This is a genomic window from Ciceribacter sichuanensis (assembly GCF_024055605.1).
GTDB lineage: Bacteria > Pseudomonadota > Alphaproteobacteria > Rhizobiales > Rhizobiaceae > Allorhizobium > Allorhizobium sichuanense.
Window position 1 is genome coordinate 673,444 of the sequence record NZ_JAMXLX010000002.1, and the last position, 13,028, is coordinate 686,471.

A 13,028-nucleotide genomic window follows, 5' to 3' on the forward strand; every position below is an offset into this window, starting at 1 on the left:
AGGGCGGAGGGGGGTAGCCCCGCATGAACCAAAGACAGTCTCTCCCTGCCTTCCTCGCCGCACACCCGAAGGCCGTCCTCGTCGAAGTTGCCGAAGCAAAGGGCTCGACTCCGCGGGAAGCCGGCGCCTTCATGGTCGTGGCCGATGGCGGGTCGTTCGGCACCATCGGCGGCGGTCATCTGGAATACATCGCCATCGACCACGCTCGCGCGATGCTTGCGGGCAAGGCGGCCGACGAGACGCTGGATATCCCGCTCGGACCGGAAATCGGTCAATGCTGTGGCGGCCGCACGCTGCTGCGTTTCACCCGGATCGATGAGACGGTTACCGAAAGGCTCCTGCGGCAATCATCGAGCGAACAGCAGGCCTTTCCCGATGTCTTCCTCTTCGGCGCCGGCCATGTCGGACTTGCTCTGGCGACGGCACTTGCGCCCCTGCCCTTCAACGTGACGGTGGTGGAGACCCGCCAGATCGAGCCCGGAGCTCTGCCCGAGACGATCACGTTTCGCCATGTCCCAATGCCGGAGACCGAGGTCGAGGCCATTCGCCCAGGTGGCGCGGCCGTCATCCTCACCCATGACCACGCGCTTGATTTCCTGATTGCCCGGCAGGCGCTTGCCCGCGACGATCTCGCCTATACCGGCATGATCGGGTCGGCGACCAAGCGGGCCACCTTCTCCCGCTGGCTGATGCGCGAGGGCGGCGAAGCCGCATGGCTCAATCGACTGACGCTGCCGGTCGGCGGCGACACGGTGAAGGACAAGCGGCCGGCAGTCATCGCAGCGCTGGTTACGGCGGAACTCGTCACCCGATTGCTCGGGGCCAGGCAGGCGAAATCTTCCACCCGTCAGGACGAGCGCGTCCTCGGCCGGTAAGGACGACGGTTCGAAAGCAGCCGGTCGGCCTCCCGACGATCCGCGATCATCCAATCCTTCTCCAGCCCCACATCTCGCAACAGGCCGTCCGGCAGATCCTCGATGGACATGCGTCCGCCGGAAAGGAGACGCCGGAAAAAACGGTAGACCGAAGCGAATACATGGCTCCCGGGAAGGAATACCAGTCGAATCGCGGACAGCATGGTCGCCTCCACATGCGAAATGTTCTGTTGATGCATGTCGCAATAAATGCCGTTGATTTCCGGGAAATTCCAATTCAATCTCGGCGAAACACCATAAAGAGAGCTTATCGATGAAGCTGTCGCGCCAATTTCCACTGAATGCTCTGCGAGTCTTCGAGACCGTCGCCCGGCTTGGCAATTTCACCCGCGCCGGGGAGGAGCTGGGCATGACCCAGACGGCCGTCAGCTACCAGATCAAGATTCTGGAGGAGAATATCGGAGAAGCACTTTTTGTGCGCCAGCCACGGCAGGTGGTTTTGACCGAAACCGGCAGCCGCATGCTCCCGAAGGTCAGTGAAGGGTTCGTGCTGCTCAACGACGCCGTCAATCAGGCCCGGCGCAGCCGCGACGAAATTCTGGAAATCCATTCGACGCCAACCTTCGCTTCTCACTGGTTGGCCCGAAATCTTGGCACCTTCCAGCTCGAATATCCGCACATCGCCGTCCGTCTGCAACGTGGTACGCAATTGACCGATTTCAACCGTGAGCCTGCCGATGTCGCGATCCGAATCGGCATTGATCCATGGCAGGGGCTGGTATGCCACCCGCTCATCCGGCTTTTCTACACGCCCATGCTCAGCCCGCGCCTCGCTGAAAGCATCGGCGGTATAAGCCAACCGGCCGACCTCCTGAAACTGCCGCTGATCTCCGACGACGACAGGTGGAAGGTGTGGTTCGCCGCGGCCGGCGTCGATGCCTCGCAGAGCAACACGCAAAAGCTGGATGCCTTCGGCGCGCTCGACCTCGAGGCGGGAGCAGCACTCGCCGGTCACGGCGTGGCGATGCTCAGCCCCTTCTACGTGCAGGACGAACTGGCGTCCGGCCGCCTGATACAGCCCTTCGACCTCAGTTGGACGGACGAGAAAATCTACTGGCTCGTCTATCCGCATGGACGGCGCAACCTGCCCAAGATCCGCGCCTTTCAGGCATGGCTCATGGCCGCATTGCCTGTGTCGTCAGAGATAGCGCGGCGGCCAGCCGACGCCTGACCAGACATCGCGGCGATGATCCTCGCGATCGGGGCCGGGTGTCCGCCGACCGTCCAGAAGACCAAGGTCGCGCATCTGGTGTTGCGACAAGGCCTCCCGCCTGCGCCGCGACCGGACAAGGACCCTCGCCAGCAAAGCGCTAAACCTGTTTTTCCGGCGATAAAGGCGCAGGAAGCCATCCGGCATAACATACGTCATGGCCGACCTCTCGTTGACAATGAAGAATTGCAGTTGATCTATGAGAGATAGAATGCGCCTGATTATCGCCGTATTCCAACGAAAGATCCGTCTGCATGGATCAAGAGGGCTTATCCATGAAACTATCCCGCAATTTCCCGCTGAACGGCATGCGGGTGTTCGAGGCCGCAGCCCGGCACCTGAGCTTCACCAGGGCGGGCGAGGAACTGGGGATGACGCAGACCGCCGTCAGCTACCAGATCAAGCTGCTGGAGGAGATGCTCGGCGAGCAGCTTTTCCTGCGCCGGCCAAGGCAGGTCACCCTGACGGAAGCCGGGGCAAGCCTCGCGCCAAAGGTGGCGGAAGCCTTCGGCCTTTTGCAGGAGGCCGTCGCCAATATGCGCGAGACGGCGCAGGTCACGCTCACCATCCACTGCACAGCGACCTTCGCCCAGCAATGGCTGGCACGGCGGATCGGTGATTTCCAGATCAGGCACCCGAACATCGCGGTGCGCCTCGAGGCATCATCCGCGCTGATCGACTTCAACAGCGCGGAAGCCGACATCGCCATCCGCACCGGCGACGGAAAATGGCCCGGCCTCTACAGCCAGTTCCTGATCTACAGCGGTTTCACGCCTATGCTCAGTCCGGCACTTGCACAAAGCGTCGGAGGCCTGCACCGGCCGGAAGACCTCCTGAAGCTGCGCATCATCGATCCGAGCGATCCCTGGTGGCGCATCTGGTTCACCGCCGCCGGCGTCGCAGATCCCGATCTGGACAGCCGCCCACGCAGCCGGCTCGGGGCTCAGACCTTCGAGGCGAATGCCGCCATGGCCGGTCAGGGCGTCGGCATCCTGACCCCGAAATTCTATCGTGACGAGATCGCCATGGGCCGCCTTTTCCAGCCCTTCGATATCATGGGTCGCGACGGCCACGACTACTGGCTCGCCTATCCGGAAGCCAAGCGCAAGCTACCGAAGATAAGGGCATTCCATGCTTGGATCGTGGAAACGCTGGCAACGGACGGCCTCACCTGAGCTTCGCCGATCGGTCTTGGCTTAGAAGGACATGTCCGGTGCATAGAAACATCGGGGCGTGTTTTCGTCCGGAAAGAGACAGAGGTGATATTCGCTGTCCTGGGAGCGGCGGGTGGTGCTCTGTGGGAACTTGAAGATGTGATTGCGGGTGATAAGCCGGTGATCGCCCGGCGCAAGCGTCAGCTGATATCCACCCGGCACGATCCTGACGCTCGACGACGGTATCTCCTGACAGTCGCCGGTGTGGCCATCCCCGTTGCAGCAATAGAGATCGTAGCTCCAGCCGGAATGGGCATCGTGAGCTTCGACGGTGAACGCATAGAGTATGATGCTGACGATTAGCAATGCCAAGCGCATGGGCGGCTTCTCCATTGAATGAAGGCCTTCGCCGGTACGCACGACCACCCCCCGGCGGATTTGCGACACCAATGTAACAGTTAACGAACATTAGAATAAGAACATAAATTGGGGAGTAGGTTTTCGCGGCGCACAAATCACCGGGGAAAGCATCGATTTCGCCCCCTGCCCCCTTTCATTCCCAAGGCTTTTTCGACAAAGTTTCGGGTTGGGGAAGAAAGGGATTTCTGATGTATGAATTTGCCATCGCCTGGGAATGGCTGGCCTTTGCCGTTCGCTGGCTGCATGTCGTCACCGCCATCGCCTGGATCGGTTCGTCCTTCTATTTCATCGCACTCGATCTTGGTCTCGTAAAACGCGACCACCTGCCCGCAGGCGTATACGGCGAGGAATGGCAGGTTCACGGGGGCGGTTTCTACCACATCCAGAAATATCTGGTCGCGCCGGCCTCCATGCCGGAACACCTGACCTGGTTCAAATGGGAAGCCTATACCACCTGGCTTTCGGGCTTCGCCCTGCTTTGTGTGGTCTATTACGGCGGCGCCGATCTCTTCCTGATCGACCGCCATGTCCTCGATGTAGACCAGTGGCAAGCGATCGGCCTTTCGCTCGCATCCCTCGGCGTCGGCTGGGTACTCTACGACCTCTTGTGCAAGTCGCCGCTCGGCAAGAATACCTGGGGCCTGATGGCATTTCTCTATGTCGTGCTGGTCGCCATGGCCTGGGGCTACACCCAGATCTTCACCGGCCGCGCCGCCTTCCTGCATCTCGGCGCCTTCACGGCGACGATCATGTCGGCCAACGTCTTCTTCATCATCATCCCGAACCAGAAGATCGTCGTGGCCGACCTCATCGCCGGCCGCACGCCGGACCCGAAGCTCGGGGCACAGGCCAAGCAGCGCTCGCTGCACAACAACTATCTGACGCTTCCCGTCATCTTCTTCATGCTGTCGAACCACTACCCGCTGGCCTTCGGCACCGCCTATAACTGGATCATCGCCGCCCTGGTCTTCCTGATGGGCGTCACCATCCGCCACTGGTTCAATACCACTCACGCCCGCAAAGGCCGCCCGCTCTGGACCTGGATGGTCACGACCGTTCTGTTCATCGTCATCATGTGGCTTTCGACCGTGCAGAAGCCCGTTTCGGAAGATGAGGTATCGGTGGCTCCCGTCTACCAGCGCTTTGCCGCTGACGCGCATTTCCCCGCGGTGAAGGACATCGTCGCCAGCCGCTGTTCGATGTGCCATGCGGCCGAGCCGGTATGGGATGGCGTGGCGCGCGCGCCAAAATCCGTGAAGCTCGAAAGCGACGCCGAGATCGCCGCCCACGCCCGCGAGATCTACCTGCAGGCCGGTCGCGCGCATGCCATGCCGCCCGGCAACATCACCGAGGTCAGCGCAGAGGAGCGCGCGCTTCTCGTTGCCTGGTATGAAAGCGCCGTCTCCGGGGAAAGCAGCCAATGACAGCCACCCTCTATCGCGGCCGGCTCATCTCCTTCCGCCGCGCGCCCGAAAGCGTGCATGACGAGGGAAGCTACCGCTATGAAAGCGACGGCGCGCTGCTGGTCGAAAACGGCCGGATCGCCGCCATGGGCGACTACGCCTCCGTGAAGGCGGAGGCCGCGCTCGATACCGTCGAGGTCGATCATCGGCCGCATCTCATCCTGCCCGGCCTGATCGATACTCATGTGCATTTTCCACAGATGCAGGTGATCGGCTCCTATGCCGCCAACCTGCTGGAATGGCTGAACACCTATACCTTCCCCGAGGAATGCCGCTTCGTCGAGACCGCCCACGCGGAACGCATCGCCCGGCACTTCTTCGACGAGTTCTTCCGCAATGGTACGACCACCGCCGTCGCCTATTGCTCCGTGCACAAGGCCTCCGCCGACGCCTTCTTCGCCGAGAACCTTCGCCGCGGCAGCCTGATGGTCGCCGGCAAGGTGATGATGGACCGCAATGCCCCTCAGGGCCTGCTGGACACCCCTCAGATGGCCTATGACGAGACGCGTCAGGTGATCGCCGACTGGCACGGCAAGGGCCGCAACCACGTCGCCATCACGCCGCGCTTCGCCATCACCTCCACCCCGGAGCAGATGGCTGCCACGCAGGCGCTGGCCGAGGAATTTCCCGACCTGCACATCCAGACACATCTTTCGGAAAACCGCGACGAGATCGACTTCACCTGCTCGCTCTATCCGGAAGCGACCGACTACACGGATATCTATGCCCGTTACGGCCTGCTTGGCCGCAAGACCCTGCTCGGCCACGCCATCCACCTCTCCGATCGCGAGGCCGACGCGATCTCCGAAGCCGGTTCGATCGCCGTCCACTGCCCGACATCGAACCTCTTCCTCGGCTCCGGCCTCTTCCCGATGAAGCGCTACCAGCGCCGCGACAAGCCGGTCAGGATTGCGGTGGCGACCGACATCGGCGGTGGCTCCAGCTATTCCATGCTGAAGACCATGGACGAGGCCTACAAGATCCAGCAGTTGCAGGAGGAACGCCTCAATCCGCTGGAGAGCTTCCACCTGATGACGCTCGGCAATGCCGAGGCGCTGTCGCTTTCCGACCGGATCGGCACGCTGGACGCAGGAACGGACGCCGATTTCGTCGTCCTCAACCCGGCGGCGACGCCGGCCATGGCTTTGCGCATGGAAACAGTGAAAACCCTTGCGGAAGAGCTCTTTCTGCTGCAGACATTGGGTGACGACCGCTCCGTCGTCGAAACCTACGTTGCGGGCAAGGCAAGCAAACCGGCCGCCGCCTGAGGAATCGATGCAGCACGGCTATTCCGGCACTCCCCTTGCCAAGAAACTCGGCCTCAAACCGGGCATGGCGGTCTTGTTCCTCGACTTGCCTGAGCACCTGGGGGATCTCACCCGGACTGACGGGCTGGCGAGCGTCGCGACAAGCCTCGACAGGGTCGCCGCGCGGGAATTCGACCTGATCCACGCGTTCGAAACCGTTCGCGAACAGCTTGCCGACCGACTTCCCGTACTACGCGCCGCATTGAAGGCGGACGGCATGCTGTGGCTTTCCTGGCCGAAGAAATCCTCTGGCGTGGAAACCACGATCACTGAGGACGTCCTGCGCGAACTGGTTCTGCCGCAGGGACTGGTCGACGTGAAGGTCTGCGCCGTCGATTCTGTCTGGTCGGGACTGAAATTCGTGTTCCGCAAGGAACTGCGCGGGACACTCGCCTGATGCTTGCCGGGAACACCCCATGAACCTGTTGCTGAACCTCGCCCTGGGCACGCTGATGATCTCGCTCACCGTCGTCATCCACACCTTCGGCTTGATAGGTGTCACCCGCGTGATGAGTTGGATCATCGACCGCATCCGGCTGCACGGCCATCGCAGCCGCATCCTGGCCATGAACACCGTGGTTCTCGGCGTCTTCTGCGTGCTGACGGCCGAGGTCTGGCTCTGGGCGCTGTGCTATCGGCTGATCGGTTTTCTCGGCGATTTCTCGACGGCGCTCTACTTCTCGACCGTCACCTTTTCGACCATCGGATACGGCGACGTCATTCCGCACCCCGAATGGCGCATGCTGGCGGGACTGGAAGGTGTCAGCGGTTTCCTGCTGATCGGCTGGTCCACCGCCTACCTCGTCGCAGCCGGCATAAGGGTCGGCCCCTTTCGTTCGGGGGAGCATTTCTGATGGCTCTCTGTCGCTAATTTCCAGCTAAAGGCAATAAAAGTGTCCACCATTCTCGAAATCGCCGATCTCAAGGCGCTGGCGAAGCGCCGCGTTCCGAAACTTTTCTTCGATTACGCCGATAGCGGCTCCTATACAGAATCGACCTATCGGGCCAACGAGTCGGATTTCTCCAAAATCAAGCTGCGCCAGCGCGTGCTGGTGGACATGAGCGGCCGCTCGCTCGAAACCACGATGATCGGCGAGAAGGTCTCGATGCCGGTGGCTCTTGCCCCGACCGGCCTCACCGGCATGCAGCATGCCGATGGCGAAATGTTGGCCGCCCAGGCAGCCGAGGAATTCGGCGTTCCTTTCACGCTTTCGACCATGAGCATCTGCTCGATCGAGGACGTCGCCTCGGCGACGAAGAAGCCTTTCTGGTTCCAGCTCTATGTCATGCGCGACCGCGATTTCGTGATAAACCTGATCGATCGCGCCAAGGCCGCAAAATGCTCGGCACTGGTGCTGACCGCCGACCTTCAGATCCTCGGCCAGCGCCACAAGGACCTGCGCAACGGGCTGTCCGCTCCGCCGCGCCTCACGCCGAAGCATCTCTACCAGATGGCGACCCGTCCGCGCTGGTGCTGGAACATGCTGCAGACCAGCCGCCGCACCTTCCGCAATATTCACGGCCATGCCAAGGGCGTGACCGACCTCGCCTCTCTCAACGCCTGGACGTCAGAACAGTTCGACCCTAAGCTTTCGTGGAAGGATGTCGAGTGGATCCGTGAACGCTGGGGCGGCAAGCTCATCATCAAGGGCATTCTCGACGCCGAGGACGCCAAGCTCGCAGCACAGACGGGTGCTGACGCGATCGTGGTTTCCAACCATGGCGGCCGCCAGCTCGATGGAGCGCATTCCTCGATCTCCATGTTGCCGAGGATCGTCGATGCCGTCGGCGACAAGATCGAAATCCACCTCGACAGTGGCATCCGCTCAGGACAGGACGTGCTGAAGGCCATGGCGCTCGGCGCAAAGGGCACCTTCATCGGCCGCCCCTTCCTTTACGGTCTCGGCGCGATGGGCAAGCCGGGTGTCACCAAGGCGCTGGAAATTATCCGCAAGGAGATGGACACGACCATGGCGCTGTGCGGCAAGCGGCGGATCGAGGAAATCGACCACCGGATCCTCGCGGAAAACCCATACTGACAGTCCTCAATCAGGCGGAGAGCCTGTCAATCAGTGCCTCCGCCAGATCCAGCATGCGCGTTTCGGGCGCATGCCCGATCAGCATCAGCGCATGACTGCCATCCGCCCAGTGGACGACGGTCATGCCATTGCGTTGCTCTGTCCGCATAGGCGCGGGCTTCCCATCCGAGCGGACGATACAGAAGGCAAGCGGGCCGCTGTCCGGATCGAGATAAAGGATCTGGGCCAGCGGCTTGCCGTCATAGGCCAGAACCTGCGCACGCTTGTAGTCGAGGTCATCGAAATCGAGCTGCTCGGATGTCATCCGCATGTCGAGACGCCGGTTGACGGCCGAAAGCTCCGCCGCCTGCTCGGCGGCCGTCGGCAGCACACCTGAAAGTGTCTGCACATCGTAGAGCGACATGTATTGCGCGACGAGGCCCCGCCACTCGTCCGGCCCCTCGCCATCTTCTTCGAACCAATCGAAACCGATCCTTCCAAGGAAAATGCCCGAGACAACCGACGCGGCGATGGCGCCGACAAGAGCACGGCGACTGATACTGCCCGCCATGATCGGCGTCGGCTTCGTACCGGCCGCCGCAAGCATGGACTGCAGCCGCCCGACCGGCGCTTCCCCAAGCAGGGGCGCGAAGGAATGGCGGTAATCGAGATTGGCACGCATCAGGAATTCCAGCCGCTCGGCAACACCTGCGTCCTGCTCCAGCAGATGCTCGATGCGGTCGCGCTCATCGCCGTCCAGTTCTCCATCAATGAAGGCCGTCAGGAGTTCGTCCGATGGCATGATGTCGTCCCCTGTCATCGCTCACCCTCCCCCCTTGCCTCTGCGAGCTTTGCCCGCGCTGCCGCCAACCGGCTCATGATGGTTCCGACCGGCACGCCCAGGATCGTTGCGACCTCGCGGTAGGACAGCCCCTCGACATAGGCCAGAAACACGGCGGTCCGTTGCGCCTCCGGCAGGGCGTCCACGAGACGCATGACCTGATTGGCCATGACCTTGCGGTCGGCCTCTGCCCGGCCATCGAAGGAAAGAACGTCGGCAGCCTCGGCCAGCCCCGCGCCCTCGCGCACCCGCTGCGCTCGGACCTCATTCAGCCAGATCGAATGCAGGATGGCGAGAAGCCACTGGTCGATCCGCGACCCCGCGGCAAACTGTGCCGCCCGCTCCAGCGCCCGGACGCAGGTCTGCTGCACCAGATCGTCGGCCATGTCCCGCCGACGCGACAGCACGAAGGCATATCGCCACAGCCGGCTCAGATTGGCCGACAGACCGTTTCGCACGTCCGCCTCGCTTGCGATGGCAGCCTCCCTTCCCGTGAATGAAACGGGCGCGACCGCCCGGTCCTGTTGCGATGACGGGGCGGCGCTGTTCAGCGGATAATCACAGGATAGGCTCGACATTGGCAAGATACCGATTTGACGACAGACCGAACCACGAAATCGCGGCCCGGCCCGTCATCTGCTCCCCAGCGCATCGGCCCGAAAATCGGAATCGATTTTCGGAAAGCTCGATGCGCAGATTCAAGATGTTAGAGCGTCCTTTGTGCGTCCAAATGGACGCGCGGCGCTCTAGCGTCAGATCTTCGCAGCCGCGCCGATGGCGGCATCGAGGTCGCGATATTCCTCGCAAGTGGTGCCGCAAAGCCCTTTGATGGCCTGCAGCTGCGCCTTGGCCAGTTCAATCTCGCCCTTCAGGACATAAGCCTCACCGAGATATTCCCGCACCTGCGCATATTGCGGGTCCGCGGCCACGGACCTCAGGTAATAGCCGATGCCCTCATCGAGACGGCCGAGCTTGCGGGTAGCGTAACCGCGATAATTCAGCACTTCCGGCGAGTTCTGATCCTTCACCGTATCGAGAACGTCGAGAGCATCCTGGTAGCGCTCGGCCTTTGCCAGCGCATAGGCATAATCGGCAAGGTTTTCGTCGATGAGATTGGCGCCGCTCTGCCGGATGCATTTCTGGGTCTTGCGGTCATAGACGCTGCCCTTTTTGCAGACCGGCGTGGAACCCGAGCTGGAATCCGAACCGCCGCCATAACCGCCGGCCGCGAAAACGGGACCGGCAAGGGCGACGGAAAAGAGGCAGACGGCAGACAGGGTGGCAAGGCGAAGCTTTTGAACGCGGGGCATGGCTCGATCCTCTGCAAATACGACAGCGCCGGAAGCCACCCACGATGAACGGCGGACGCTGCGAGTTTGATTTTCCCGCATGACCCCGCGCCGAACGTTCCCGGCGGAGGCAAACATGCAAGGTTGCAGGAGGTGAACACCCCGGAGGGTGCTTCTATTCGATGGAATCTGAAATTTTCTTCAGGCGATCCAGCCGCCCGAAAGCGCGCTGACCCAGTCTGCCATGCCGTGAGCAGCCGCCATCTCGGCTGCGGCCGCGTTATCGTAGCGAACCTGCCGGAAGGTCGGCTGCCAACCGCGCCCGGTCTTTTCCAGCACGGCATAGGCGGAAAAAGGCGTGCCCTGCTGGGCCTTGTGATAGAAGGGCTGGTCATAATCGAAGCCCGGACAGCCAACGCTGCCCGGATTGACGATCAGGCGGCCATCGGAAAGCTGGACGGCCCTCGCGATATGGCTGTGACCGCAGAGAATGAGCGGCTGCTCGATACCATTGGCAAGCCCCTCGATTTCATCGAGCGGCTTCAGATGGAAGATGCCATCCGGCGACAGCGTCTCCATCCAGTAGGTGTTGTCGTCCCGCGGCGTCGCGTGGCAGAGATAGGCCTCGTCGCGGTAGACAGCGCTGAACGGCAGCGCGCGGATCCAGTCGAGATGCTCTGCGCTGAGCTGCGGAAAAACCGGCTGCTCCCAGTCGCCCATTTCCGGAAACGGCCGGTCGATCAGCGCCCGGTCGTGGTTTCCGCGAACGCTCACCGCCTCGAGCGGCAATAACAGATCCGCCGTGGCTCCGGCATTCAGAGGACCGGAAAAACTGTCCCCGAGATTGACGATCTCGGAAATACCCTGCCGGCGGATATCCTCCAGCACAGCTTCAAGCGCCAGATGGTTGCCGTGAACATCGGCGATCGCAGCGAAGATCATCGATCAGCTGCCCCGATAGGTGGAATAGCCATAGGGCGAAAGCAGAAGCGGCACATGGTAGTGCGCCTCGGTATCGCTGATGCCGAAACGGATCGGGATGACATCGAGGAACGGGGGCGAAGTGAGCGGCGCACCCTGCGCCTTCAGGTAGTCGCCGGCATGGAACAGCAGTTCGTACTGCCCGACCCGGAAGCTCTCGCCCGAAAGGATCGGTCCGCCGTCGACGCGGCCATCGGAATTGGTGATCGCGGTGGTTACCAACTCGGCATCCTCGCCCACGATCCGCATCAACTGGATCTTCAGACCTTCCGCCGGCTTGCCGAGCGCGGTGTCGAGGACATGGGTGGTGAGGCCGGTCATAGATGGGGCTCCAGAATCACGAAGGGCTTGTCGAAAAAGAACTCTTCGAGATTGTTGCCCGGCCCGTCACGATCGACAACCAGAAAATCCGAGATTTCCCCGATCGCCATCAGCGGATGATGCCAGACGTTGCGCCGGTAGTTCACGCCCTGATCGGGACGCGCCAGAAAGACCTGCGGACGCCCGGGCCTGCCATCCTCATCGGGCGAGACGGCCACGAGGAACGGCCGGCCGGAGAGCGGCGAAAAGCTCTGGCTGCCGAACGGATGCCGCTCCATCATTCCGACCTCATAGGGAAAGGCGCGCGGCTGGCCGCGGAAGATGTTGACGATAACCCGCGCCCCCTCGCCCGTTACCTCCGGCGAAAACAGCGCATGAAACCGCTCCGTGGTGCCGCCATTGATCAGGCGCATTGTTTCGGGCTTGGCGGAAATCACCTCACCGAAGGGAGCGAATGCCTCGGGAGTGAGAGGCTGGATGGAAAGCAGGTCGGACAAGAGGAGTCATTCTCCTTGAATATGCGGATGGCGTAGCTGGTTGATCTGGCGGATCAGTGCCGGCAGGTCGACTTGAACGGTGTCCCACACCAGTCGCCAGTCAAGTCGTTCGTGCTCATGGACAACCATGTCGCGCCAGCCCCTGATTTTCCGCCAGTCGATGTCAGGATATTCGGAAGCGGCAGACGGAAAGCCGGCCAGTACCCTCGCAGCCGCGGCGGCGATCAGCACGAAAGTCATCGCAACCGCGCGCTGGGTCAGGATATCCCGCTCGAATGCCTCAAAGGTCACATCCTTGACAAAGCCGACAGCCTCGGAGGCTGCCTCCTGCATGTCGCGAAGATTTTCGAGAAACCGCTGCTCTGGAGTCATATGACCGCCACCGAACCGAACACGCTCGGTTTCGCCGCATTGAAGCGTTTGGTCGCCTGCCTGTTAGTCTCCAGCACTTCCGATGGCCTCATGGCCGAACCTCCGTTTGGGGCACAATATAGAGCATGTCCCGTGAAAGTGGGAACCGGTTTCGGACGAGGACATACGCCCCAATACGCAGCGAGAATTTGAGCGATCACAACGCGCTTTGGCGAGGCCC

Annotated in this window: 18 protein-coding genes and 1 pseudogene; 8 read left to right on the forward strand and 11 right to left on the reverse strand. The window is 61.9% G+C overall.

What is annotated here, in order from left to right:
- Positions 1-23 precede the first annotated feature (23 nt).
- A complete protein-coding gene (xdhC, locus tag NBH21_RS09485; protein ID WP_250915740.1) occupies positions 24-875 on the forward strand; it encodes a xanthine dehydrogenase accessory protein XdhC in 852 nt (283 codons plus the stop codon).
- Here the strand turns inward: xdhC and NBH21_RS09490 are convergent.
- Entirely contained in the window at positions 848-1,078 is a 231-nt protein-coding gene (locus NBH21_RS09490; protein ID WP_250915739.1) for a hypothetical protein, read from the reverse strand. The two genes, xdhC and NBH21_RS09490, sit on opposite strands and share 28 nt — an antisense overlap.
- Positions 1,079-1,188: 110 nt before the next feature.
- Between NBH21_RS09490 and NBH21_RS09495 the strand changes: the two genes are divergently transcribed.
- Positions 1,189-2,106, forward strand: a complete 918-nt coding sequence (locus NBH21_RS09495) for a LysR substrate-binding domain-containing protein (protein WP_250915738.1) — start codon at positions 1,189-1,191, stop codon at positions 2,104-2,106.
- On the opposite strand, the gene NBH21_RS09500 is transcribed toward NBH21_RS09495, so the two are convergent.
- Positions 2,074-2,304 (reverse strand): hypothetical protein, encoded by a 231-nt coding sequence (locus NBH21_RS09500; RefSeq protein WP_250915737.1) that lies wholly within the window; start codon positions 2,302-2,304, stop codon positions 2,074-2,076. The two genes, NBH21_RS09495 and NBH21_RS09500, sit on opposite strands and share 33 nt — an antisense overlap.
- Before the next feature lie 95 nt (positions 2,305-2,399).
- On the opposite strand from NBH21_RS09500, the gene NBH21_RS09505 reads away from it, so the two are divergent.
- A complete protein-coding gene (locus tag NBH21_RS09505; protein WP_250915736.1) occupies positions 2,400-3,320 on the forward strand; it encodes a LysR substrate-binding domain-containing protein in 921 nt (306 codons plus the stop codon).
- Positions 3,321-3,341: 21 nt separating this feature from the next.
- On the opposite strand, the gene NBH21_RS09510 is transcribed toward NBH21_RS09505, so the two are convergent.
- Positions 3,342-3,677 carry a hypothetical protein gene (locus NBH21_RS09510; RefSeq protein ID WP_250915735.1) on the reverse strand — a complete coding sequence of 112 codons (336 nt, stop codon included), beginning with the start codon at positions 3,675-3,677 and terminating at the stop codon, positions 3,342-3,344.
- Between the two features lie 230 nt (positions 3,678-3,907).
- Here NBH21_RS09510 and NBH21_RS09515 point away from each other — a divergent pair, with 230 nt between their 5' ends.
- The 5 genes from NBH21_RS09515 to NBH21_RS09535 are packed head-to-tail and all read left to right on the forward strand — an operon-like array spanning position 3,908 to position 8,528.
- Positions 3,908-5,143: a urate hydroxylase PuuD gene (locus NBH21_RS09515; RefSeq protein WP_250915734.1), complete on the forward strand. Its 1,236-nt coding sequence runs from the start codon at positions 3,908-3,910 to the stop codon at positions 5,141-5,143.
- Positions 5,140-6,450, forward strand: coding sequence for a guanine deaminase (guaD, locus tag NBH21_RS09520; protein WP_250915733.1), 1,311 nt, complete (start codon positions 5,140-5,142; stop codon positions 6,448-6,450). Before NBH21_RS09515 ends, guaD begins: the two co-directional genes overlap by 4 nt.
- 7 nt (positions 6,451-6,457) lie before the next feature.
- Positions 6,458-6,886: a hypothetical protein gene (locus NBH21_RS09525; RefSeq protein WP_250915732.1), complete on the forward strand. Its 429-nt coding sequence runs from the start codon at positions 6,458-6,460 to the stop codon at positions 6,884-6,886.
- 19 nt (positions 6,887-6,905) lie between these two features.
- Positions 6,906-7,343 (forward strand): potassium channel family protein, encoded by a 438-nt coding sequence (locus NBH21_RS09530; protein ID WP_250915731.1) that lies wholly within the window; start codon positions 6,906-6,908, stop codon positions 7,341-7,343.
- Positions 7,344-7,382: 39 nt separating this feature from the next.
- Positions 7,383-8,528, forward strand: coding sequence for an alpha-hydroxy acid oxidase (locus tag NBH21_RS09535; protein WP_250915730.1), 1,146 nt, complete (start codon positions 7,383-7,385; stop codon positions 8,526-8,528).
- Between the two features lie 10 nt (positions 8,529-8,538).
- On the opposite strand, the gene NBH21_RS09540 is transcribed toward NBH21_RS09535, so the two are convergent.
- The 8 genes and pseudogenes from NBH21_RS09540 to NBH21_RS09575 form a co-directional block, all read right to left on the reverse strand.
- Positions 8,539-9,327 carry an anti-sigma factor family protein gene (locus tag NBH21_RS09540; protein ID WP_250915729.1) on the reverse strand — a complete coding sequence of 263 codons (789 nt, stop codon included), beginning with the start codon at positions 9,325-9,327 and terminating at the stop codon, positions 8,539-8,541.
- Entirely contained in the window at positions 9,324-9,926 is a 603-nt protein-coding gene (locus tag NBH21_RS09545; protein WP_250915728.1) for an RNA polymerase sigma factor, read from the reverse strand. The genes NBH21_RS09540 and NBH21_RS09545 overlap by 4 nt, the downstream gene beginning before the upstream one ends.
- Before the next feature lie 174 nt (positions 9,927-10,100).
- Complete coding sequence (locus NBH21_RS09550; protein ID WP_250915727.1) at positions 10,101-10,658, reverse strand: tetratricopeptide repeat protein; 558 nt, start codon at positions 10,656-10,658, stop codon at positions 10,101-10,103.
- Positions 10,659-10,838: 180 nt separating this feature from the next.
- Complete coding sequence (locus NBH21_RS09555; RefSeq protein ID WP_250915726.1) at positions 10,839-11,579, reverse strand: metallophosphoesterase family protein; 741 nt, start codon at positions 11,577-11,579, stop codon at positions 10,839-10,841.
- 3 nt (positions 11,580-11,582) lie between these two features.
- A complete protein-coding gene (uraH, locus tag NBH21_RS09560; RefSeq protein WP_250915725.1) occupies positions 11,583-11,939 on the reverse strand; it encodes a hydroxyisourate hydrolase in 357 nt (118 codons plus the stop codon).
- On the reverse strand, positions 11,936-12,436 hold the full coding sequence (locus NBH21_RS09565) for an ureidoglycolate lyase (protein WP_250915724.1): 501 nt from the start codon (positions 12,434-12,436) through the stop codon (positions 11,936-11,938). The genes uraH and NBH21_RS09565 overlap by 4 nt, the downstream gene beginning before the upstream one ends.
- A gap of 6 nt (positions 12,437-12,442) precedes the next feature.
- Positions 12,443-12,769 carry a HepT-like ribonuclease domain-containing protein gene (locus NBH21_RS09570; protein WP_250915723.1) on the reverse strand — a complete coding sequence of 109 codons (327 nt, stop codon included), beginning with the start codon at positions 12,767-12,769 and terminating at the stop codon, positions 12,443-12,445.
- Positions 12,770-12,813: 44 nt separating this feature from the next.
- Positions 12,814-12,900: pseudogene (locus tag NBH21_RS09575) on the reverse strand (nucleotidyltransferase); the annotation flags it as partial.
- Between the last annotated feature and the right edge of the window lie 128 nt (positions 12,901-13,028).

Coding starts and splice junctions, on each gene's coding strand:
- xdhC (WP_250915740.1), top strand. CDS start 24: ATGAACCAAAGACAGTCTCTCCCTGCCTTCCTCGCCGCACACCCGAAG.
- NBH21_RS09490 (WP_250915739.1), bottom strand. CDS start 1,078: ATGCTGTCCGCGATTCGACTGGTATTCCTTCCCGGGAGCCATGTATTC.
- uraH (WP_250915725.1), bottom strand. CDS start 11,939: ATGACCGGCCTCACCACCCATGTCCTCGACACCGCGCTCGGCAAGCCG.
- NBH21_RS09515 (WP_250915734.1), top strand. CDS start 3,908: ATGTATGAATTTGCCATCGCCTGGGAATGGCTGGCCTTTGCCGTTCGC.
- NBH21_RS09540 (WP_250915729.1), bottom strand. CDS start 9,327: ATGACAGGGGACGACATCATGCCATCGGACGAACTCCTGACGGCCTTC.
- guaD (WP_250915733.1), top strand. CDS start 5,140: ATGACAGCCACCCTCTATCGCGGCCGGCTCATCTCCTTCCGCCGCGCG.
- NBH21_RS09525 (WP_250915732.1), top strand. CDS start 6,458: ATGCAGCACGGCTATTCCGGCACTCCCCTTGCCAAGAAACTCGGCCTC.
- NBH21_RS09545 (WP_250915728.1), bottom strand. CDS start 9,926: ATGTCGAGCCTATCCTGTGATTATCCGCTGAACAGCGCCGCCCCGTCA.
- NBH21_RS09530 (WP_250915731.1), top strand. CDS start 6,906: ATGAACCTGTTGCTGAACCTCGCCCTGGGCACGCTGATGATCTCGCTC.
- NBH21_RS09495 (WP_250915738.1), top strand. CDS start 1,189: ATGAAGCTGTCGCGCCAATTTCCACTGAATGCTCTGCGAGTCTTCGAG.
- NBH21_RS09500 (WP_250915737.1), bottom strand. CDS start 2,304: ATGACGTATGTTATGCCGGATGGCTTCCTGCGCCTTTATCGCCGGAAA.
- NBH21_RS09505 (WP_250915736.1), top strand. CDS start 2,400: ATGGATCAAGAGGGCTTATCCATGAAACTATCCCGCAATTTCCCGCTG.
- NBH21_RS09550 (WP_250915727.1), bottom strand. CDS start 10,658: ATGCCCCGCGTTCAAAAGCTTCGCCTTGCCACCCTGTCTGCCGTCTGC.
- NBH21_RS09570 (WP_250915723.1), bottom strand. CDS start 12,769: ATGCAGGAGGCAGCCTCCGAGGCTGTCGGCTTTGTCAAGGATGTGACC.
- NBH21_RS09510 (WP_250915735.1), bottom strand. CDS start 3,677: ATGCGCTTGGCATTGCTAATCGTCAGCATCATACTCTATGCGTTCACC.
- NBH21_RS09555 (WP_250915726.1), bottom strand. CDS start 11,579: ATGATCTTCGCTGCGATCGCCGATGTTCACGGCAACCATCTGGCGCTT.